Below are 21,473 nucleotides of genomic sequence, written 5' to 3' on the forward strand. Positions count from 1 at the left end.
CGAACAGGCAGGCTCCGACCAGGTCAGACGCGGGCGAGCGCCAGTTCGTGCAGATAGCGCATCAGCGTCATCAGGACGTCCCTGCTGGAGGCCCGGCGCCGGGCGTCGCACTCCAGGATCGGGACGTCCGGGTCGAGGTCGAGGGCCTGGCGCAGCTCTTCGGGAGGGAAGCGCGGGCCGTCGGGGAAGGCGTTGTTGGCGATGACGAACGGCACGCCGCGCTCCTCAAGGCGCCCGATCACGTCGAAGCTGACTTCGAGGCGGCGGGTGTCGATGAGTACGACGGCGCCGAGCGCGCCCTCGAAGAGGCCGTTCCACAGGAACCAGAAGCGTTCCTGGCCCGGGGTGCCGAAGAGGTAGAGCACCAGCTCGTCCGTGATGCTGATGCGTCCGAAGTCCATGGCGACCGTGGTGGCGGTCTTCGTCTCGGAGCCGTAGTTGTCGTCGACGCCGATGCCCGCCTGGGTCATGGTCTCTTCGGTGGTGAGCGGCCTGATCTCGCTGACGGATCCCACCATCGTGGTCTTGCCCACGCCGAATCCGCCCACGATGACGACCTTCACGGCGGCCGTGACCGTGTCGGGCAGGTGGTCCTCGCTCAGGGGCCCCGGAGTGTGGGGGCCGTCCCTGAGCGTGTCAGAGCTTTTGAAGTCCATGCATCACCGCTTCGAGGAGGGAACGGTCGGCGACGGCGCCGCGGATGACGGGGGCGCGTGCCTGGACCAGTTCGGCCGCGAGGAGTTCGCCGAGCAGCACGGTGACCACGCTGAACGGCAGACTGAGGTAGGCCGAGATCTCGGCCGTGGACAGGGGTGACTTGCACAGCCGTAACAGGGCTGCCTGTTCAGGCGGTGCCGCGGGCGGGGGGTCCGCGCGCGCGACGATCAGGGTCACCAGGTCGAGCGGCGCGCGCTCGGCCCCCTCGCCACCGCTCGTGATGGTGTACAGGCGTTCGGGATTGGCGCCCTTGCCGTCCGCCGGGCGGCGCTCGCGCTGCGGCGGCTGCGCCCGGGAGGGTTGCGGGGGGTGTGTCATACGGTCTGCCCGTTGCGCCTGGGCGGACTGGTGAGGTGTGCGCCGATGCGTACGACGAGGTCGCGCATGCGGTTGCTGATGAGTCCGGCGTCCACGTGGGCGTCGGCCAGGACCGCGAGGTACGCGCCCTTGCCCGCGGCCATGAGGTAGAAGAACCCTCCGCTGACCTCGATGATGACCATGCTCATGCGGCCGTCGCTGTCCGGGATCTCGCTGGCCACGGCGGTGGCCAGGCTCTGGAGTCCGGCGCAGGCGGCGGCGATGCGGTCGGCGGCGTCGGGGTCTCCGCCGTAGCGGGCGATGCGCAGGCCGTCCGCGGAGAGCACCACGACCTGCCGGGTCTGGGGCACGCCGTCGGCGAGCTCCTTGAGCATCCAGTCGAAGTTTGCCCTTTGCTGGATCACTGGCGGTCTCCCTCGTCGACCTGCTGATTGGCCTCGCCGGTCTCGCCCGACGCGTCGCCCTGCCCGTCACCCTTGAGCCCGTTCATGAACGCCTCGACCCACAGGCCCGGTTCGGGCTGGTCCGGCTTCTCGGGCTCGGCCTCGGAGGCCGGCACAGGGATGGGGGTCCACTGCGGGGGCTGGTCCGCGCGGGGCTCCGCCCCGCTGCCGGGCTCGGGTGCCCTGGGCGTCACGATGATCTGCTGGTCGATGACCTTCGTGTCGACCTTCCTGCGGCGCTGCGGCAGTCCGTTGGCGCGCCACTCGGTGACGACGGGGACGTCGTCCTCCATGGCGGCCATCAGCGGCGCGGAGGGACGGGGTCCCGTGGTGGGGCGGCGCAGCTTCTTCTTGCGGGGCTCCTCCACGATGGGCTCGCCGTCGTTGTTGACGCGGGGCACACCGGAGGCGCCGATACCGTGCGCGAGGCCGGGCGCGGAGTCGCTCGTGATCATGATCCGCGGCACGATGAGGACAGCGCGGACGCCGCCGTACGCGGACTGACGCAGCCCGACCTGCATGTCGTACATCTGCGAGAGCCGGCCGACGACGGCCATGCCGAGGCGGGGGTTCTCGCCGAGGTCGTTGAGGTCGACACCGGCCTTGGCGCGGGCGAGCATCTCCTCGGCGCGGGCGCGGGCCTCCTCGCTGAGGCTGACGCCGCCGTCCTCGATCTCGATGGCGATGCCGGTCTGCACCTCGACCGCGGTGACGTGCACCTTGGTCTGCGGCGGCGAGTAGCGCGTCGCGTTGTCCATGAGTTCGGCCAGCGCGTGGATGAGCGGCTCGACGGAGATGCCGCGGATGGCGACCTTGGCGATCGAGTGCAGTTCGATGCGCGGGTATTCGAGGATGCGCGACATGGCGCCGCGCAGCACGCTGTAGAGCGGCACAGGCCGGGGCCACTGGCGGCCGGGGCGGGCGCCGCCGAGGACGGTGATGGAGTCGGCGAGGCGGCCGATCAGCGCGGTGCCGTGGTCGATGCGCAGGAGGTCGTCGAAGACCTCGGGGTTGCGGCCGTGGTCCTCCTCCATCTCGCGCAGTTCGGCGTTCTGCTTGTGCACGATGGACTGGACGCGGCGCGCGATGGAGACGAAAGCGCGCTGCGCGGCGTCGCGCATGGACTCCTCGCGGTCGATGAGGTCGAGCACCTCGGCCATCAACCTGCGCTGTGCGTCGGGGAGTTGGGCGTGCGCCGGGTCACTCTCGACGACGACCTTGACGGCCTCGGAGGCCGTGTCACCGGAGCGCAGCCGGTACAGGGACTCGGGCAGCAGATACCGGCCCATCCACTGGGCTTCGTCGTCACGGGCGGCGAGGCTGCGTTCCAGGTGCGCGATGTGCCGGGCGGACTGCGCGCGTTCCCCCTTGATCGTGCGGCCGCGGCGCAGCGCCTCGGCGGCCACGAGGATCAGCAGAAGCGTGGCGAGGCCGCCGCACAGGGCGACGGCGAACCGCGCGGGCTGCGCCACCACCGCTACGGCGGCTCCGGTCGCCGCGGCCATGGCCACGGCGGGCAGCAACAGCACGCGCGTGTAGGGGATTTCTCGGCCACCGGGAGGCGATTGAACACTCACCATGTATGCCCTCTGAACGGTCGGATCGGGGGAAATGTGCGTTACGGGGTGACGTGCTGACGTGCGTGTGGGGGGACGAACTCGAACCATCTGCAAGATTGGGAACAAGCGCACGAATATGTGCCAACTCGGTGCGCTGCGGGCGAGCTTAGTCCCGTGGGATCACCGCTGTGTCATATTCCGCAAGCACCTGAAATGGCCGCACGGGAGGAATACACTCGGCTGCATTTGCACGCTCAGCGGCGGTTCGCACACATGGAGTGATCACGTCCGCCCGTGCGAAATCCCCGTCACGGCGGGGCCGTTGGGCCCTCGACGCGTGCCGTGTGTGAGGTCAGAGGCCTGCGAGGCGCAGGACCGCGTCCGCCGTCGCCCCGGGAAGACCAGGACAGAGACCGGTACGGAGCGTTCGGGATCGCAGCGGTGCCCGAGAATGACGTCTTCGGTCAGCCCGGAGAGCAGGTCGGTACGCGGGAAGAGTTCACCCTTGGCGAGCGCACGCCATGGTCGGCGACGGTGGCAACTGCCCGTGGAAGTCCGTGAGTTCGCCGCAGACGACGCGGGGGACGCGGAGGTCTCAGACGCCGCGGAGGGCGGGGGCGCAGAAGCCGCGGACGGCGGGGGCGCAGACGACGCGGGGGACGCGGAGGGCTCAGACGCCGCAGACGGCGGGGGCGCAGACGCCGCAGACGCCGCGACATCGTGTGCGGCCTGCGTCCCCGCGCCCCTTCAGGAGCGCGGGGAACGGCGCGACCGGTCACCACCGACCGCTACCTGTCCCGTCGGCCACCTGTCCCGTCGGCCACGTATCCCGTCGCCCACGTATCCCATCGGCTGTCTAGCCGACGGACGAGTACGCCACCACGCCGCGCCGCAACGCGTCCACCGCCTTGCGCGCGTTCTTGGCGACCGTGTCCCCGTCTCCCGCACCGGGGACGGACGGCGCCGCGGCCGAGATCTGGCCGAGCACGTCGATGACCTGCTTGCACCAGCGCACGAAGTCACCGGCAGGCATGTCCGCCTCGCGCAGGACCTCGTCGAGCCCCTTGCCGGACGCCCACTGGTGCGCGGCCCAGGCGAAGCCCAGATCGGGTTCGCGCTGGCCGACGCCCTCGGTCTGGCTGATCTTGAACTCTTCCTCCAGGGCGTCGAGCCGGCCCCAGATGCGGACCATCTCGCCGAGCGCCGCCTTGGCCTTGCCGGACGGCAGCTTGGGCGCGAGCGCGTCGTCGGCGGCGCGGGCCTCGAACACCAACGCCGAGACGCACGCGGCCAGTTCGGCCGGACTGAGGCCTTCCCAGACCCCTTCGCGCAGGCACTCGCTGGCGAGCAGATCGAGCTCACCGTAGAGCCGCGCGAGGCGCTTGCCGTTCTGCGTGACCTCGTCGCCGCGCAGGTAGTCCATCTCGGTCAGCAGGGCCACGATGCGGTCGAAGGTGCGGGCGATGGTGTTCGTCCGGCCCTCGATGCGGCGCTCCAGCTGCTGCGTGTCGCGACGCAGCCGGTAGTAGCGCTCGGCCCAGCGGGCGTGGTCCTCGCGCTCGTCGCAGCCGTGACAGGGGTGGGCGCGCAGCTCGGTGCGCAGCCGCGTGATCTCCCGGTCGTCGGCCGCCGCCGCGCGGTTCTTGCGGTGCCGGTCGGGCACGATGTGGCCGGCCTTGGTGCGCAGCGCGGAGGCGAGGTCACGCCGCGACTGGGGCGAGCGCGCGTTGAACGACTTGGGGATCCGCATCCGATCCAGCGCCTCGACAGGCACCGGGAAGTCGATGGACGCGAGTCGCTTGACCTGGCGCTCGGCGGTCAGGACCAGCGGGCGCGGCCCGTCGTGCTGCTCGAAGCCACGGTGTCCGTTCGACCGGCCGGCCGGGATGCCGGGGTCGAGGACGAGCGCGAGGCCGGCGAACTTGCCGGAGGGGACGTGGATGACGTCGCCCGGCTTGAGCTTCTCCAGGGCGGCGGCCGCCGCGGTGCGCCGCTGGGACGCGCCCTGCTTGGCGAGCTCCGTCTCGCGGTCCTTGAGCTCGCGGCGCAGCCGCGCGTACTCCTCGAAGTCGCCCAAGTGGCAGGTCATGGAGGACTTGTAGCCCTCCAGGCCCTCCTCGTTGCGCTGGACCTGGCGGGAGATCCCGACGACCGACTTGTCCGCCTGGAACTGCGCGAAAGACGTCTCGAGCAGCTCACGCGAGCGGTGCCGGCCGAACTGCTCGACCAGATTCACCGCCATGTTGTACGACGGCTTGAAGCTGGAGCGCAGCGGGTACGTGCGCGTGCCCGCGAGTCCCGCCAGGTGTTCGGGGCTGAAGCCGCGCTGCCACAGCACGACCGCGTGGCCCTCGACGTCGATGCCGCGCCGGCCGGCCCGCCCGGTGAGCTGGGTGTACTCGCCGGGCGTGATGTCGGCGTGCTGCTCGCCGTTCCACTTGACGAGCTTCTCCAGGACGACCGACCTGGCCGGCATGTTGATACCGAGAGCGAGGGTCTCCGTCGCGAAGACGGCCTTCACGAGGCCGCGTACGAACAGCTCCTCGACCACTTCCTTGAACGTCGGCAGCATGCCCGCGTGGTGGGCGGCGATGCCTCGCTCCAGGCCTTCGAGCCACTCGAAGTAGCCGAGGACGTGCAGGTCCTCGTCGGGGATCGCCGCCGTGCGCTCCTCGACGATCTCGCGGACGCGGGCGCGGGCCTCGTCGTCGTTGAGCCGCAGGCCCGCGTACAGGCACTGCTGTACGGCGGCCTCGCAGGCGGCGCGGCTGAAGATGAACGTGATCGCCGGCAGCAGCCCCTCGCTGTCGAGGCGCTCGATGACCTCGGGGCGGCCCGGCGTCCAGATCCGGGAGCGCTGTCGACGCTCGCGCTCGCGGTCCGCCTCGCGCACCATCTTGCCCTTGCGGCGGTCGCGGGGGTTGTACGAGCGGCTGGCCTCCATGCGGGCCATGCGCGTCAGGTCCGGGTTGACGGCCTTCTTGTGCCCCTCCCCCTCCTCGAAGAGGTCGTACATCCGGCGCCCGGCGAGCACGTGCTGGAACAGGGGCACGGGCCGGTGCTCGGAGACGATCACCTCGGTGTCGCCGCGCACGGTGTCGAGCCAGTCGCCGAACTCCTCCGCGTTCGACACGGTCGCCGAGAGGGAGACCAGGGTGACGGACTCCGGGAGGTGGATGATCACCTCTTCCCAGACGGCGCCGCGGAAGCGGTCGGAGAGGTAGTGCACCTCGTCCATGACCACGTAGCCGAGGCCGAGGAGGGTCTGCGAGCCCGCGTACAGCATGTTCCGCAGGACCTCGGTGGTCATGACGACCACCGGCGCGTCCGCGTTCACGCTGTTGTCGCCGGTCAGCAGGCCGACCTTGTCGGCTCCGTACCGCTTGGCGAGGTCGGCGTACTTCTGGTTCGACAGCGCCTTGATGGGGGTCGTGTAGAAGCACTTCTTGCCCTGCTGGAGGGCCAGGTGGACGGCGAACTCGCCGACGATCGTCTTGCCCGAGCCGGTGGGCGCGGCCACCAGGACGCCCTTGCCCGTCTCGAGAGCCTGACACGCCTCGATCTGGAAGGGGTCGAGGCCGAAGTCGTACATCTCGCGGAAGTCGGCGAGCGCGGTGGCCTGCTCGGCAGCGCGCTTACGTGCTGCCGCGTACCGCTCGGCCGGTGAGAGGTCCTCTGTCATCGTGCTTTCGAGACTACCGGCCACCACTGACAACGGACGATCTTTATTGTGATCGGGCCCTTCCGGGGGTCAGGGGCCCAGGATTCGCACGGCTCCCGGCACGCACTCGGCGGTCATGGGCAGCGCTCCGAGCGGTTCCCCGTCGGCGTATCCGGTGATCCCTTCCGCGGCCAGTTCGATCTTCGTCGCGCGGTGGACGGTGACCTTGGGGTGGTCGAGGTGGGTCCCCTTGTAGACGCGCGGGAAGACCTTGAGCAGCGTCGCCCGTGAGCAGTCCCCGACGACCGTGATGTCGAAGAGCCCGTCGGTCATGTCGGCGTCGGCACAGATCTTCATGCCACCGCCGTACGACGTCCCGTTCCCGACGGCGACGAGCGTGGCCTCGACCTCCAGCGGAGGTCCGTCGTCCAGGGTGATCCGGTACGGGATCGGCTTGAACGCGGCGAGCTCGGCGACGATCGCGAGGTCGTACTTGAAGCGTCCGCTCGGCCAGCGCATCCGGTTGCCCCGGTCATTGACCCGGGAGTCGAAACCCGAGGCCAGGACGGTGCCGAACCAATGGCCGCCGGCCCGCCCCAGGTCGAGCTCGCGGATCCGCGCCCCCTTGAGCGCGTCGGCGACGAGGGCGCCTGCGGCAGCCGGGTCCCGTACGGGCAGTCCGAGGGAGCGGGCGAAGTCGTTCCCCGTGCCGACGGCGATCACGCCGAGCGGGGTGCGGGTGTCCGCGACGGCCTGAAGCGCGAGGTTGGCCATGCCGTCACCGCCGACGGCTATGAGCGCTCCGGTGCCGTCGTGGACCGCGGCACGTGCGCGCGTGAGCGCGTCGTCGGCGTCCTCACCGACGAGGGTGTGCACGGTGAATCCGGCGGCCCGCAACGCGGAAGCGGCCGGCTGCGCCGCATGGGCGCCCCGGCCGCGTCCCGCGGTGGGATTGACGAAGAGGGTGATCTCGCTGGTCACGGGCGGACCTTACAAGATCGTGCCGCCCTGTCAGGTCACGTCGTCATAACCGTTGACCCGGTCATGGTCCGAACTCGCCTGCTCGGGCAGCGCGCTGCCGGCCGAGACGGGCTCGGGCGTGAGGTCCAGGTCAGAGGCCTCGTCGTCGTCCAGGTCCTCGCGGTCCCTGGCCTTGCGGCGGTCGTTGAGCAGGGAGAAACCGGCGGCCGCGAAGTACAGGACCCAGATGGGTCCGGCGAGCGCCATCATGCTCAGCGGGTCGGTGCTGGGCGTGGCAACGGCCGCGAAGACCGTGATGCCCATGATCATGCCGCGCCACCAGCCGATCATCCGCTTGCCCGTGATCACCCCGGTGAGGTTGAGCATCACGAGGAGCAGCGGCAGCTCAAAGGAGAGCCCGAACACGACCACCATGCGTGTGATCAGGTCCAGGAGATCGTCCAGCGGCAGCTGGTTGTCGACACCGCCCGGCGAGAAGTCGAGCAGCACCCTCGCCATCGTGGGGAGGGTCTTGTACGCGAAGAAGGCGCCGCACAGGAACAGCGGGAAGCCGGTGGCGACGAAAGCGGTCGCGTACTTCTTCTCGTGCTTGTGCATGCCGGGCGCGACGAAGCCCCACAGCTGGTAGAGCCAGACCGGCGACGCGAGCACGACACCCGCCATCAGCGAGATCTTGAGCGCAAGCGTGAACGGCGTCAGCAGACCGTTCAGCACGATCCGCGCGCACGTCTCGTCGTGCTGACCCCTGCTCGCCTGCTCGGCGAGCTCGGCGAAGCTCGACTTGCAGCCCACCGAGTCGAGCACCGGGTTGGTGAAGAACTCGATGATGTCCTTGTAGAAGAAGGCAGCGACGATCGTGACGACGACGATGGCCAGCAGGGCCTTGGTGAGCCGGTTGCGCAGCTCACGCAGGTGTTCCGCGAGTGGCATCCGCCCCTCGGGATCCTTCTCCGTCTTGCGGGCAGACTTAGGCAACCCACGTCCTCATCTCGTGCGACAGGCCGCCTTCGCGGGGCGGCCCGGGATCAGCGCTGCGAAGTCTGGTCGGTCGGCTCGGTGACCGGGCGGGCACCCGTCACATCGCCGGGGGCGGCCTTGATGGTGCGCTGAGCCGGGGGCTGCTCATCGTTCTTCGGCGGGTCCGTGGGCGCGGTCTGCTGACCGTCGGACTTCATCGCCTTGGCCTCGCTCTTGAGGATGCGGGCCGACTTGCCCAGCGAGCGCGCCATGTCGGGAAGCTTCTTCGCGCCGAACAGCAGGACGATGACGACGAGGATCAGAATGATCTCAGGGGCGCCGATCTTTCCGAACATAAGCGTTTACCTTCTCACCGAGGCGGCAGGGGCGGGGCTGCCGGTACAGGTCGGACTGATGTCCGACCACCGTGCTGGCAGCGATCGTATCCCGTGGGGGTGAACAGGGGGCAATCCCTCTGCGTACTCCCAGTTGCGGGCCGCGCCTCGCTCTTCGGGCCGCGTCTGGCAGCGTACCCGCCCGTCCCTGCGACCGGACAGGGCACAGGGGTAAAGCGCTTACCATCCTGTCGCCCCCGTCACATTCGGCGGGTCGTGCGATTAGAGGAGTTCGCGGCTCGTGCGGGCCGTGCCGGCCGCCGCCCGCTCCAGGTCCTCCGCCGCACGGTTGATCTGCTGTGTGGTGTCGGCGACTTGGCGCCCGAGACGCTGCGCCTCGACAAAGACCTTGACCGCGAGTACGCCGAGCACGGCGAGCCCCACGAACCCCACAGCAATCGCCAGCATCGCCCAGAACATGCGCCGAGCCTAGACGGTCTGGTGGAGGCGGAGCGTGCTCACCCCTCCGCCGGTGAGGAGTTCGACGATGCGCTCCCCAGCCGGCTTGCGCACGGCGGCATCGCACTCGGGGCAGGTGAACGAGTAGAACGTGGTGCGGCGGGTGGCGCCGATCGCCAGGCGCAGGGCCTGCGCGGAGAGTTCGAACCGCGCACGGCAGTCGGGGCAGGCGGCCTTGAACAGCACCGGACCCACCACTGCAGACAATCCACCCATTTCGACCATCCCAGACTCTTCAGAGACTCTTCAGAACTTCCCGAACTTCTGGCACCCCCGGGCCGCACCGCGGTCAACGGCACGCCCACCTTGCTCACCACACCGCGCGCGTGAGGGTCGTCACCGACCCGGCCGCGGCCAACGGCCCTACCCCTGCACGTCGTACGCGGCCAGCGCCTCCCCCGCGGCCTGCCGCGCACTCTCGGCGAGTCCGAGCGGCGACACGATGCGCCCGTCGCGGCCGAGCCGGAGCGCCAGCCGGCGCAGCGAAGACGGGTCCGGCGTGCGCAGGGTGATCCGCAGGCCGCCGTCCGCCAACTCCTCGGCGCTGTCGTGCGGGTAATACTCCGCGACCCAGCGTCCGCCGGGACCGACCTCGACCACGACCTCGGGGTCCTCGGCCGCGGGCTGCACGAGCCCCTCGGACAGGTCCCGCAGTTCGATCTCCGGCGGCGCGGACGGCTCGTCCAGGATCCGGATCTCGGCGACCCGGTCGAGCCGGAAGGTACGGCGCGCCTCGGACCGCCGGCACCAGGCCTCTACGTAGGTGTGGCCGACGCTCACCAGGCGGATGGGGTCGATCTCCCGCTCGGTGAGCTCGTCGCGGGCCGGGGAGTAGTAGCGGATCCACAGCCGGCGCCGCTCCGAGATGGCCCGGTCGACATCGGCGAAGACGCCGCCTTCGGACTCGAAGGTCACCGAGAGCCGCGCGCTCGCCCCGGCCGCCTCGCCCGCCGCGGCCTCCAGCTTCGCGGTGGCCCGAAGGAGCGCGAGCCGGTCGCTCTCCCTGAGGCCGGGCAGGGTGGACACGGCGCGCGCGGCGACGAGCAGCGCCGTCGCCTCGTCGGCGGCGAGCCGCAGCGGTGCGGCGACATCGTCCGGGTTGTGCCACCAGATGCGGTCGCCGTCCGTGTCGATGTCGAGGAGGTCGCCCCCGCGGAAGCTCGTCCCGCACAGGGGCAGGATGTCGAGGTCCGAGATCAGCTCGTCCTCGGTGATCCCGAAGGCGCGGGCGACATCCTCCACGCGCGCTCCGGGGCGCTCCCGCAGATACGTCACGAGGGACAGCATCCGCCGGGTCTGGTCGATGGCATTCGTGGCCATTGGTCCTCGTTCCCCTCAGCCCTTGGCCACGGCACGCAGCCGGTCGACGACCTCGGCCCGCAGCTCGGCGGGTTCGAGGACGACCACGTCGGGCCCGAACTCGACCAGCCAGGCGTCGAGCCCGTGCCCGTACGGAATCTCCAGCTCGTCCCAGCCGTCGCCGAGATCGCGTACGGCCGATGCCTTGGCGCGCAGTGGATAGCCGGAGCCGGTGCGCAGCCTGATGAGGGCCGTGCGGTCGGCGGTCTCGCCGGCCCAGCTCGCAACGGTCTCGCGGACGGTCACGACGTCGGGCACGTCGGCGGTGAAGCGGGCGGCGCGGGAGCGGACCTTGCCGGTGATGCGGGAGAGCCGGAAGACGCGCTCGGCGTCGCGGTCGCGGTCCCAGCCGGCGAGATACCAGTGGCCGCGCCAGCATTCCAGCGCCCACGGCTCGACATGCCGCTGCTCGGGCCGCGCGGCGGTGGCCTTGCGGTAGTCGAAGACGACGGGCCGACGGTCTCGGCAGGCCAGCATCAGCGGCTCGAACGACGCCTCGTGCGCGGGGATGCGGGGTTCGAGGGCGGAGTGCGCCTCGTACGGGTCGACGTCCTCGGGGAGGCCCGCGGCCCGCAGCTTCTGCAGGGCTCCGCTGGCGGCACCGGCCAGGCGGGCCTGCTGCCAGACCTTCGCGGCCAGGCCGAGCGCGGCGGCCTCCTCGGCGTCGAGCGTGACGGGAGGCAGGCGGTTGCTGTCGCGGCGGGCGAGGTAGCCGACCTCCCCGTCGAGGTTCTCCACGGTCGCGATGACCAGGCCGAGCTCGCGCAGGTCGTCCTTGTCCCGCTCGAACATCCGGTTGAAGCTGTCGTCGGAGCTGGCTTCCAGGTAGGCCTCGATGGAACCGCGCAGCTCACGCTTGCTGAGCGGACGCCTGGTCCCTAGCAGACACAGCGCCAGATTCATCAGCCGCTCGGCCTTGGCAATGGCCATCGACGCCCTACGTCCTCTCTTCGAGAGCCCCCGGGCTCTCCCCCATCCGAACGTCGACCGTACCGCTCCGGGGTGTCGTGGCAAAAGCCGAGGCCAAGGGGTGCGTCCCGAAGGGATCCGGTCGAGAGCGGTGGAGAGAGACCGAAGGGCCCATGCCAGGAGGCATGGGCCCAGGGTTGACCGCCTGCGGTCGCAGCCTGATCAGAGTGCGACCGCGTCGGTGACGATCAGACCGCGACCAGGTCGCAGACGAAGATCAGCGTCTCGCCGGGGGCGATCACGCCGCCGCCGGCACCACGGTCTCCGTAGGCGAGGTGGGCGGGGATGGTCAGCTGGCGGCGGCCGCCGACCTTCATGCCCTGGATGCCCTGGTCCCAGCCGGTGATGACCTGCTGGGCGCCGAGCTGGAACTCCAGCGGGTTGCCGCGGTTCCAGGAGGCGTCGAATTCTTCACCGGTGGAGAAGGCCACGCCCACGTAGTGGACCTTGACGTAGTCGCCGGCCTTGGCGACAGCGCCGTCACCCTCCCAGATCTCCTTGATCTCCAGGTCCGCCGGCGGCTGACCCTCGGGGAAGTCGATCTCGGGCTTCTCGATGCTCACGTCTCTTGCTCCTGCTGCTAAACGGTTGGGCAACCCGGACAGTCTTGCATCCCGCAGGGTCAGGACGTGGCCAGGATGTCGACGACGAACACGAGCGTCGAGTTGGCCGGGAGCGTGTCGCCCTTGGCCTCCTTGCCGTACGCCTGGTCGGCGGGGATCACCAGCAGGACGCGGTCGCCCACGTGCTTGCCGACGAGACCCTTGTCCCAGCCCGGGATGACCTGGCCCTGACCGATCACCGTGGTGAAGGGCTGTCCGGTGTTCCACGACGAGTCGAAGAGCGTCGCCTTCGGCTTGCCCTCGTTGATCTTCCAGGCGGCACCGCTGTACTGCATGGTGACCGTCTTGCCGCTCTTGACCTCGGCGCCCTTGCCCTGGATCAGGACCTGGTCGACCAGCTTCTTCGGCGGGTCGTTCTTCGGCACGGAGATCGTCGCGGGCTCCGGCTTGTCGGCCTTGATCTGCGGCAGGTCCGACGGGATGGACGCCTGCGTGCCCGTCACCATCTTCGGAGTGACCTTGCCGACGTCGATCGCGAACACGAGCGTGTCGGTGCCGGTGACACCGGCCTGCTGGTTGCCCTGGCTGCCGAAGCCGGCGGCGGGCGGCGCGACGACGAGGACGCGGCTGCCCTCCTTCTGGCCGACCAGCGCGTCCGCGAACGCCGGGATGACCGACTTCGAACCGGCGGTGATCAGCTGCGGGCTGCCGCCCTGCTGGTAGGAGCTGCCGAGGTCCTTGCCGCTCTTCCAGACCTTGCCGGTGAAGTTCATCGACACCAGGTCGTCCTTCTTGACCACGGCGCCGTCACCCGCCGACAGGGTGTGCACGACGAACTTGCCGCTCGGCTCGGCCTTCGGCACGGTGATCTTGGCCTGCTTGCCGAAGTCGCCGCTGATCTCCGGCATGGGCGACGCCGAGTCGACGGGCTTCGGGGCGGCCGCCTCGGCCTTGGGCGAGGGGGACGCCGAATTCGCCTTGTCCGTGTCGCTCTTCTTGTTGTCATCACCCCCGCACGCCGTCGCGGTCAGCGCCAGAGCCGGGACGATGAGCAGAGCAGCAAGTCGGCGTCGCACAGTGATCCTCAGGTTGCGGGTTACGTGAGTACGGTCCAGCCACTCTAGGCCCTCACGTCCCTTACCCGGGGTACCGCACGCACACCGAAGGGCCCCGTACGTAGATCACGTACGGGGCCCGGGTCGACGGTGAGCCGGTCGTCCTACATTCCGGCGATCAGCTTCTCCACCCGGTCGTCCACGGACCGGAAGGGGTCCTTGCACAGCACGGTGCGCTGCGCCTGGTCGTTCAGCTTCAGGTGCACCCAGTCGACCGTGAAGTCACGGCGCTGTTCCTGTGCCCTGCGGATGAAGTCGCCCCGCAGCCTCGCGCGCGTGGTCTGCGGCGGCACCGACTTGCCCTCGAAGATCTTGAGGTCGTTGCAGATGCGGGCCGCCTGTCCCTTCCTCTCCAGAAGGTAGTAGAGGCCCCTGCGGCGGTGGATGTCGTGATACGCGAGGTCTATCTGCGCGACCCGCGGATGCGACATGGTCATGTTGTGCTTGGCCCGGTACCGCTCGATGAGCTGGTACTTCATCACCCAGTCGATCTCGGTGCCGATCCGGTCGAGGTCCTCGGCCTCGATCGAGTCGAGAACCCGGCCCCACAGTTCGAGGACCTGCTCGACGGTGCCGGTGCGGATCCCGCGGCGCTCGCAGAAGTCCACGGCCTTCTCGTAGTACTCGCGCTGCACCTCGAGGGCGGATGCCTCGCGGCCGCTGGCCAGACGCACCTTGCGCCGGCCGGTGATGTCGTGGCTGACCTCGCGGATGGCCCGGATCGGGTTCTCCAGGGTGAGGTCACGCATGACCGTGCCCGCCTCGATCATGCGGAGCACGAGGTCGGTGGCGCCCACCTTGAGCAGCATCGTCGTCTCGGACATGTTCGAGTCACCGACGATGACGTGCAGGCGCCGGTAGCGCTCGGCGTCCGCGTGCGGTTCGTCGCGGGTGTTGATGATGGGGCGGGAACGCGTGGTCGCGGAGGACACGCCCTCCCAGATGTGCTCGGCACGCTGGCTCACGCAGTACACGGCGCCGCGCGGAGTCTGCAGCACCTTGCCCGCGCCACACAGCAGCTGCCGTGTGACCAGGAACGGAATGAGGATGTCCGCGAGTCGCGAGAACTCCCCGTGACGGGCCACCAGATAGTTCTCGTGGCAGCCGTAGGAGTTTCCCGCCGAGTCGGTGTTGTTCTTGAAGAGATAGACGTCGCCCGCGATTCCCTCCTCGTGCAGGCGGCGTTCGGCGTCGACGAGCAGGCCTTCCAGAATGCGCTCGCCCGCTTTGTCGTGCGTGACCAACTCGGTCACGTTGTCACATTCGGGAGTTGCGTATTCCGGATGTGACCCGACATCGAGATAGAGGCGGGCGCCGTTCCGCAGAAAGACATTGCTGCTGCGGCCCCATGACACGACACGGCGGAAGAGGTACCGCGCCACCTCGTCAGGAGACAGGCGGCGCTGTCCCCTAAACGTACATGTGACGCCGTACTCGTTCTCCAGCCCGAAAATGCGGCGGTCCATGAGTGAACATTACGCCTGATGCCCTGTACTGAAACCGGGTTCGACAGCACCGTTTCGATCATTTTCCGATGAGCCCGCGACACGCCCGGCGCCACGGGGAGCTGCGAGGACCCGTCCGGTGGCGAGGAGCACGAGCAGCGCGGCCACCCCAGCCACACCGGGAACAGCGAAGCCCCACACCGTGCCGCCCCACTCGACCACCGGTCCGGCCACGGCGGTTCCGACCGACGTACCCACCGTGAACGTCGTCACGAGCCACGAGAACGCCTCCGTCACCGTGCCCCGCGGCGCATGCCGGTCGACGATGATGAACGCGCACGCGATCGACGGGGCCAGGAACACACCCGCGAGCGCCGTCAGCGCCGTCATCGCCACCACACCCGGCATCAGGACCAACGGCAGGTAGAAGACGGCCAGCAGGGCCACCAGCCACCGCAGCCGCCGCTCGGGAACGCCGGCCCACTGCCGCGCCCCGTACACGGAGCCACCGGCCAGCGCGCCCAGTCCGAGCGCCGCCATCAGCCAGCCGTACGTCACGTCACCGCCGTGCCCGTCCGCGTACGAGACGCCCGCCACGGTGATCGAGCCCAGCGCCGTCCCGATGAACAGGAAGGCCCCGAGGAGCGCGAGGAGTCCCGGCGAGCGCAGGGCGCCCAGCCAGTGCGCCTCACGAGGCGCCGAGCGCCAGGCGCGCGACGGCTGCGACACCACCACAGACAACGCGCCGAGCACTCCGACGACGTTCAGGACGATGAGCGCGGCCTGCGCCGACCACAGGGACACGCACACAGTGACGAGCAACGGCCCGACGGTGAACATGACTTCCTGCGCCACGGCGTCCATCGCGTACGCGGTGTGCACCTGGTCCTCGCGCGGCAGCACGTTCGGCCACAGCGCGCGCAGTCCGCCTTCCAGGGGCGGTGTGAACAGCCCGGCCGCGCCCACCGCGACGTACGCGAGCGCCGGCGACCCGGTCCCGGCGAAGGCGAAGACGGTCATGGCCAGTGCCGACGCCAGCGCCGCCGGGAGCTGCACCCGAGGCTGCCCCCGCAGGTCCACGAGCCGGCCGAGCAGCGGCTGGCCCACCGCGTTCGCGACGCCGTACACCGCGGCGAGCGCCCCGGCCAGGCTGTACGTGCCGCCCTCCGCCCGGACGAACAGCACGATCGCGATGGCGGCCGTCGCGTTCGGCAGCCGCCCCACCAGGGTGCCTACCAGCAGCCGCGTCGCGTGCCGCGCCTTGAGGATCTCCGCATATCCCGCGGCCATCGCCCGCCCTCTCGCCGCCCCGAGGCGCCTAGGTTTTACGTATAACGTCGAGGGTCATACGTACCATGTCCGCAGGCCACGGGTCCACCCGAAGGCCCCGCCACACACCCCACGGAGGCATGAGTGACGACCGGGTCAGACGAGACGGCCCCCGCGCGCCCCACCAGCCGCGACGTCGCCCGCGCCGCCGGAGTCTCCCAGGCCGCCGTCTCCCTCGTACTCGGCGACAAATGGCGCGGCCGCGTCGCCGAAACCACCGCCGAACGCGTCCGCGCCGCCGCCCGCGACCTCGGCTACCGCCCCAACCTCGCCGCCCGCAACCTGCGCCTCGGCCGCACCCGCACCGCCCTCCTCGTGGTCCCCGCCCTCACCAACGAGTTCTTCGCCGGCGTCTACACCGGCGCCGCCCGCGTCGCCGCAGAGCACGGCTTCGGCGTCGTGCTCTACCCCTCCCCCGAAGGCATCGGCCCCGCCCGCGACCCCTTCGACTCCGCGCGCGCGGCCCTCGACGGCGTACTCGCGTCCTCCATGGCCTCCGACGCCGTCACCGCCATCCGCGGCGACGGACTCCCCCTCGTCATGCTCGACAGCGACCCCGACGACACCGCGGCCACAGGCGCGGCCACCGTCAACCTCGACATCGCCGACGGAATGCGCCAGGTGACAGACCATCTGCTCGCCCTCGGCCACCGCCGGTTCCTGCATCTCGCATCCGCCGTACCCTCCTGGACCTTCGACGTACGCGCCCGAGAACTCGCCGAACGCACGGCCCGCGTCCCCGAAACCCATGTGACCACCGTGCACTCACCCCTGACGGTCGAAGCAGCCCGCACCGCCGCACAGGCCGCACTGGCCGCCCCCGGCCCCCGCCCCACCGCAATCGTCTGCGACGACGACAAGCTCGCCACCGGCGCCTACAAGGCCGCCCGCAGACTGGGCCTGCACATCCCCGACGACCTCTCCGTCACCGGCTTCGACGACCTCTCCCTCGCCAACGCCGTCGAACCCGAACTCACCACCGTCCGGCTGCCCGCAGAACTCTTCGGCGAGCGCGGCATGGCCGCACTCCTCGCCGTCCTGGACGGCCACACCCCCGAAACCACCGCGCTCCCCGTCGAGTTGATCGTCCGTGGCTCCACCTCCCCACCCACGGACTGACACAACGAACGGCGCCCCAACCGCTTCCACGGTCGGGGCGCCGCACACACCAGCAGGAAACCCTGCTCACTCCTCGTCGTCGGACTCCGCGTCACTGCTCTCCACCGGCTCCGCGGACGTCCCCGCACCGGCCTCGAGCAGCCGCGACAACTGCGGCCCCACAATGCGCTTGAACTTCCGCTGCTGCGGACGCGTGCGATCAAGAACCGCCACCTCGAGCCGCTCCGCGGGGATCTCCCGCTCGCTGCCGTTGGTATCCCGCGACAACGCCTGCACCGCCAGCTTCAACGCCTCCGCGAGAGTCATCCCGTCCCGGTGGCGCTGATCCAGATACGTACTGATCTGCTCCGCATTACCCCCGACCGCGACCGAGCCGTGCTCATCCACGATCGAGCCATCATGCGGAAGACGGTAAATCTGGTCACCCTCGGGCTCCGACCCGACCTCGGCGACCACCAACTCCACTTCGTACGGCTTCTCGGCGCTGCTCGAGAAGATCGTGCCCAGCGTCTGCGCGTACACATTCGCCAGACCACGCGCCGTCACGTCATCACGGTCGTAGGTGTAACCCCGCAGATCGGCGTAGCGCACACCACCGATCCGCAGGTTCTCGTACTCGTTGTACTTACCGGCGGCAGCGAAACCGATCCGGTCGTAGATCTCGCTGAACTTGTGCAGCGCACGGGACGGGTTCTCGCCGACGAACACGATGCCATCGGCGTACTGCAGCACAACCAGGCTGCGACCGCGGGCGATGCCCTTACGGGCGTACTCCGCCCGGTCGGCCATGGCCTGCTGGGGTGAGACATAGAACGGCGTCGACACCGGCTGACCGTCCCTTTCTGTCAGTGACTCAGTGACTCAAGTCTGCGGCGAATACGGACCGGTCAGAGAAGCGCGGCCCGCGGACCGTCGGGCTGCTCCAGCCGGCGCTCCAGGATGGAACGGGCGATCTCCGAACCCTCCTCATCGGTGAGCCTGCGGAACCCGTCGTCCGTGATCACCGTGACGATCGGATAGATCCGGCGCGCCACATCGGGACCACCGGTCGCCGAGTCGTCGTCCGCCGCGTCGTAGAGCGCCTGCACGACCAGCGTCGTCGCCTCCGACTCCGTCAGATCGTCACGGTAGAGCTTCTTCATCGCCCCACGCGCGAAGATCGAACCGGAACCGGTCGACGCGTACCCGTGCTCCTCGCTCCGCCCGCCCGTGACGTCGTACGAGAAGATGCGGCCCTTGCCGCGGTCCACGTCGTACCCCGCGAACAGCGGCACCACGGCCAGGCCCTGCATGGCCATGCCCAGGTTCGACCGGATCATGGTCGAGAGCCGGTTCGCCTTGCCCTCCAGCGACAGCTGGGCGCCTTCCACCTTCTCGAAGTGCTCCAGCTCCAGCTGGAAGAGCTTCACCATCTCCACGGCCAGACCGGCCGTACCGGCAATGCCCACCGCCGAGTACTCGTCAGCCGGAAAGACCTTCTCGATATCGCGCTGAGCGATCATGTTGCCCATCGTGGCCCGCCGGTCACCGGCGAGGACCACACCGCCGGGGAACGTGACGGACACGATCGTCGTCCCGTGCGGCGCCTCGATCGCGCCCTTCACCGGCAACGCACGGTTCCCGGGCAGGATTTCGGGCTGGTGCACGGACAGAAAGTCCACGAAGGACGACGACCCGGGCGTCAGGAAGGCAGCTGGTAGACGCCCGGTGCTACGAGTGTTGGCTTCCACGCGATTCCTTCCACGTAGGCGGCGGCCCGACTTATGGCGTCGGGCCGATCCTTCAACTGCCCCAGGGCTGCGTTGCAGCTGAAGCACGGTACGCCACGGACCCTACCCGTCTCGTGGCAGTGATCCACATGAACTGCGGGGCCTTGAGACAGATCACGCAGATCCCCGTCCGGGAGCAGTCACGGCAGCGCTGTTACAGCCCCTCGAGGTTCGACCGCTTGACTGCGAAGCACGCGCGCGGCTTGATCTCACCGCACCGCACACAGCGCTTCGCACTCCCCACCTCCGTCACACATCCACCCTGCTCACCTTCGAATCGAAGGTGAAAGTGGCCTACTGGCCACCTTTTTGCACGAAGGAGCGGACGAAGTCCTCTGCGTTCTCCTCGAGGACATCGTCGATCTCGTCCAGCACGGAGTCCACGTCGTCGCTCAGCTTCTCCTGGCGTTCCTTGAGGTCCTCGGAAGCCTGCGCGTCCTGCGCCTGCTCCTCGACCTCCTCGGTGGAACGCGTCGCCTTCTGCTGTCCGCCGCCGGTGTCCTTGGTCGCCATCTACCTCACCCCGCTCGGTTCGACGTTCTTGATCAGACCCTACAAGCCGGGTCCGACATCGGCCCCGCACTTCGTCCAACGTGCGAGGCCCACCTCTGTGATTCCCCGACCGCCGGCTTTTCAGCCTCCGGACAGCACCCGGACCAGATCTTCGGCCGTGCGGCACCGGTCGAGCAGCTCCTTCACGTGATTACGCGTTCCGCGAAGGGGTTCGAGGGTTGGGACGCGCTGCAGTGAGTCACGGCCGGGCAGATCGAAGATCACCGAGTCCCAGGAGGCCGCGGCGACGTCGTCCGCGTACTGCTCGAGGCAGCGCCCACGGAAATAGGCCCTGGTGTCCTCCGGCGGCTTCGTACGGGCCCTCTCGACCTCCGACTCGTCCAGGAGCCGCTTCATCCGGCCGCGGGCCACGAGACGGTTGTACAGGCCCTTCTCGGCCCTCACGTCGGCGTACTGAAGGTCGACGAGGTGGAGCCGGGCGGCATCCCAGTCGAGGTTGTCGCGGCGGCGGTAGCCCTCCATGAGCTGCCGCTTCGCGACCCAGTCGAGCTCTCCGGCCAGGCTCATCGGGTCGCTCTCCAGGCGGCCGAGTACGTCTTCCCAGCGCGTCAGGACGTCCTTGGTCTGTTCGTCGGCGTCCGCTCCGTAGCGCTCCTCGACGTACTTCCTGGCCAGCTCGAAGTACTCCATCTGGAGTTGCACCGCGGTGAGCGTGCGGCCGCTACGGAGTGTGATCAGGTGTTGCAGGCCGGGGTCGTGGGAGACCTGGTGGAGGGTGCGTACTGGTTGGTCGACGGCCAGGTCGACGGCGATGAAGCCGTCCTCGATCATGGAGAGGACCAGGGCCGTCGTGCCCAGTTTGAGATAGGTCGAGATCTCGGAGAGGTTCGCGTCGCCGATGATCACGTGCAGGCGGCGGTACTTCTCCGCGTCGGCGTGCGGCTCGTCCCTGGTGTTGATGATGGGGCGCTTGAGCGTGGTCTCCAGGCCGACCTCGACCTCGAAGTAGTCGGCGCGCTGACTGAGCTGGAAGCCGTGTTCGTGGCCGTCCTGGCCGATGCCGACGCGGCCGGCGCCGGTGACGACCTGGCGGGAGACGAAGAAGGGCGTCAGGTGGCGCACGATGTCCGAGAAGGGGGTCTCCCGCTTCATCAGGTAGTTCTCGTGCGTGCCGTAGGAGGCGCCCTTGTTGTCGGTGTTGTTCTTGTAGAGGTGGATCGGCTGGGCCCCGGGGAGCTGGGCGGCGCGCTCGGCGGCCTCGGCCATGATGCGTTCGCCGGCCTTGTCCCACAGGACGGCGTCCCGGGGGTTGGTGACCTCGGGGGCGCTGTATTCGGGGTGCGCGTGGTCGACGTAGAGGCGGGCACCGTTGGTGAGGATGACGTTGGCCAGGCCGATGTCCTCGTCGGTGAGCTGGCTGGAGTCGGCGACCTCGCGGGCGAGGTCGAAGCCTCGCGCGTCCCGCAGCGGATTCTCCTCCTCGAAGTCCCAGCGGGCGCGGCGCGCCCGGTGCATCGCCGCCGCGTAGGCGTTGACGATCTGGGATGAGGTGAGCATGGCATTGGCGTTGGGGTGGCCGGGGACGGAAATTCCGTACTCCGTCTCGATGCCCATTACTCGCCGTACGGTCATGCGGCCCTCCTTGCCCGGCGGCGCCCCCGTTCGGGGGCGGCGCTCAAGTACCGCTGGTTCTCCGGTGCGCGTGCGGTGCCCGTCCCCGCGCTGCGCGACTCGGCGGTACCGAAGAGCCTAGAACGCCTATGCGCTGGTGGGGAGATCATTACCGTCATTGCTGTTGCTGT

Annotated in this window: 22 protein-coding genes; 1 reads left to right on the forward strand and 21 read right to left on the reverse strand. The window is 69.4% G+C overall.

Annotated features, from left to right (window positions below; all coding sequences use genetic code 11):
* Positions 1-23: 23 nt before the first annotated feature.
* The 16 genes from AC07EJ_RS30685 to AC07EJ_RS30760 all read right to left on the reverse strand — a co-directional run bounded on the left by AC07EJ_RS30685 (position 24) and on the right by AC07EJ_RS30760 (position 16,231).
* On the reverse strand, positions 24-656 hold the full coding sequence (locus AC07EJ_RS30685) for a GTP-binding protein (protein WP_389490316.1): 633 nt from the start codon (positions 654-656) through the stop codon (positions 24-26).
* A complete protein-coding gene (locus AC07EJ_RS30690) occupies positions 637-1,035 on the reverse strand; it encodes a DUF742 domain-containing protein (RefSeq protein WP_383887878.1) in 399 nt (132 codons plus the stop codon). Before AC07EJ_RS30690 ends, AC07EJ_RS30685 begins: the two co-directional genes overlap by 20 nt.
* A complete protein-coding gene (locus AC07EJ_RS30695; protein WP_100597102.1) occupies positions 1,032-1,439 on the reverse strand; it encodes a roadblock/LC7 domain-containing protein in 408 nt (135 codons plus the stop codon). The genes AC07EJ_RS30690 and AC07EJ_RS30695 overlap by 4 nt, the downstream gene beginning before the upstream one ends.
* The gene (locus AC07EJ_RS30700) at positions 1,436-3,058 is read right to left on the reverse strand and encodes an ATP-binding protein (RefSeq protein WP_389490312.1); all 1,623 of its coding nucleotides are present in this window, start codon (positions 3,056-3,058) and stop codon (positions 1,436-1,438) included. Before AC07EJ_RS30700 ends, AC07EJ_RS30695 begins: the two co-directional genes overlap by 4 nt.
* A gap of 835 nt (positions 3,059-3,893) precedes the next feature.
* Complete coding sequence (locus tag AC07EJ_RS30705; protein WP_389490309.1) at positions 3,894-6,719, reverse strand: DEAD/DEAH box helicase; 2,826 nt, start codon at positions 6,717-6,719, stop codon at positions 3,894-3,896.
* Positions 6,720-6,788: 69 nt separating this feature from the next.
* The gene (locus tag AC07EJ_RS30710) at positions 6,789-7,679 is read right to left on the reverse strand and encodes a diacylglycerol kinase (protein ID WP_393585527.1); all 891 of its coding nucleotides are present in this window, start codon (positions 7,677-7,679) and stop codon (positions 6,789-6,791) included.
* A 30-nt stretch (positions 7,680-7,709) separates the two neighbouring features.
* Positions 7,710-8,654 (reverse strand): twin-arginine translocase subunit TatC, encoded by a 945-nt coding sequence (tatC, locus tag AC07EJ_RS30715; protein WP_389490305.1) that lies wholly within the window; start codon positions 8,652-8,654, stop codon positions 7,710-7,712.
* 50 nt (positions 8,655-8,704) lie between these two features.
* Entirely contained in the window at positions 8,705-8,992 is a 288-nt protein-coding gene (gene tatA, locus AC07EJ_RS30720; RefSeq protein ID WP_362905861.1) for a Sec-independent protein translocase subunit TatA, read from the reverse strand.
* A gap of 261 nt (positions 8,993-9,253) precedes the next feature.
* Positions 9,254-9,451 carry a hypothetical protein gene (locus tag AC07EJ_RS30725; protein ID WP_116503140.1) on the reverse strand — a complete coding sequence of 66 codons (198 nt, stop codon included), beginning with the start codon at positions 9,449-9,451 and terminating at the stop codon, positions 9,254-9,256.
* Between the two features lie 9 nt (positions 9,452-9,460).
* Positions 9,461-9,706, reverse strand: coding sequence for a CpXC domain-containing protein (locus tag AC07EJ_RS30730; RefSeq protein ID WP_389490303.1), 246 nt, complete (start codon positions 9,704-9,706; stop codon positions 9,461-9,463).
* Between the two features lie 147 nt (positions 9,707-9,853).
* Positions 9,854-10,810, reverse strand: coding sequence for a helix-turn-helix transcriptional regulator (locus tag AC07EJ_RS30735; RefSeq protein WP_389490301.1), 957 nt, complete (start codon positions 10,808-10,810; stop codon positions 9,854-9,856).
* A 15-nt stretch (positions 10,811-10,825) separates the two neighbouring features.
* The gene (locus tag AC07EJ_RS30740) at positions 10,826-11,779 is read right to left on the reverse strand and encodes a helix-turn-helix transcriptional regulator (protein WP_389490298.1); all 954 of its coding nucleotides are present in this window, start codon (positions 11,777-11,779) and stop codon (positions 10,826-10,828) included.
* Positions 11,780-12,006: 227 nt separating this feature from the next.
* Positions 12,007-12,381: an FKBP-type peptidyl-prolyl cis-trans isomerase gene (locus tag AC07EJ_RS30745; protein WP_389490295.1), complete on the reverse strand. Its 375-nt coding sequence runs from the start codon at positions 12,379-12,381 to the stop codon at positions 12,007-12,009.
* Positions 12,382-12,440: 59 nt separating this feature from the next.
* On the reverse strand, positions 12,441-13,457 hold the full coding sequence (locus AC07EJ_RS30750) for an FKBP-type peptidyl-prolyl cis-trans isomerase (RefSeq protein WP_389490293.1): 1,017 nt from the start codon (positions 13,455-13,457) through the stop codon (positions 12,441-12,443).
* A 143-nt stretch (positions 13,458-13,600) separates the two neighbouring features.
* Positions 13,601-14,962, reverse strand: a complete 1,362-nt coding sequence (gene pafA / locus AC07EJ_RS30755; RefSeq protein WP_019066118.1) for a Pup--protein ligase — start codon at positions 14,960-14,962, stop codon at positions 13,601-13,603.
* Between the two features lie 9 nt (positions 14,963-14,971).
* Positions 14,972-16,231: an MFS transporter gene (locus AC07EJ_RS30760; RefSeq protein WP_478885493.1), complete on the reverse strand. Its 1,260-nt coding sequence runs from the start codon at positions 16,229-16,231 to the stop codon at positions 14,972-14,974.
* A 123-nt stretch (positions 16,232-16,354) separates the two neighbouring features.
* On the opposite strand from AC07EJ_RS30760, the gene AC07EJ_RS30765 reads away from it, so the two are divergent.
* Positions 16,355-17,389 carry a LacI family DNA-binding transcriptional regulator gene (locus AC07EJ_RS30765; RefSeq protein WP_389490287.1) on the forward strand — a complete coding sequence of 345 codons (1,035 nt, stop codon included), beginning with the start codon at positions 16,355-16,357 and terminating at the stop codon, positions 17,387-17,389.
* A gap of 66 nt (positions 17,390-17,455) precedes the next feature.
* Here the strand turns inward: AC07EJ_RS30765 and prcA are convergent, their stop codons facing one another.
* From prcA to dop, 5 genes are all read right to left on the reverse strand, one after another.
* Positions 17,456-18,214, reverse strand: a complete 759-nt coding sequence (prcA, locus tag AC07EJ_RS30770) for a proteasome subunit alpha (protein ID WP_389490285.1) — start codon at positions 18,212-18,214, stop codon at positions 17,456-17,458.
* A gap of 62 nt (positions 18,215-18,276) precedes the next feature.
* On the reverse strand, positions 18,277-19,119 hold the full coding sequence (prcB, locus tag AC07EJ_RS30775; RefSeq protein WP_389490282.1) for a proteasome subunit beta: 843 nt from the start codon (positions 19,117-19,119) through the stop codon (positions 18,277-18,279).
* Positions 19,071-19,247 (reverse strand): endonuclease domain-containing protein, encoded by a 177-nt coding sequence (locus AC07EJ_RS30780; RefSeq protein WP_389490280.1) that lies wholly within the window; start codon positions 19,245-19,247, stop codon positions 19,071-19,073. The genes prcB and AC07EJ_RS30780 overlap by 49 nt, the downstream gene beginning before the upstream one ends.
* Before the next feature lie 205 nt (positions 19,248-19,452).
* Entirely contained in the window at positions 19,453-19,671 is a 219-nt protein-coding gene (locus tag AC07EJ_RS30785; protein WP_016325855.1) for a ubiquitin-like protein Pup, read from the reverse strand.
* 120 nt (positions 19,672-19,791) lie between these two features.
* The gene (gene dop / locus AC07EJ_RS30790; protein WP_383531789.1) at positions 19,792-21,303 is read right to left on the reverse strand and encodes a depupylase/deamidase Dop; all 1,512 of its coding nucleotides are present in this window, start codon (positions 21,301-21,303) and stop codon (positions 19,792-19,794) included.
* Positions 21,304-21,473 lie beyond the last annotated feature (170 nt).

Source organism: Streptomyces sp. NPDC045026 (genome assembly GCF_056432625.1).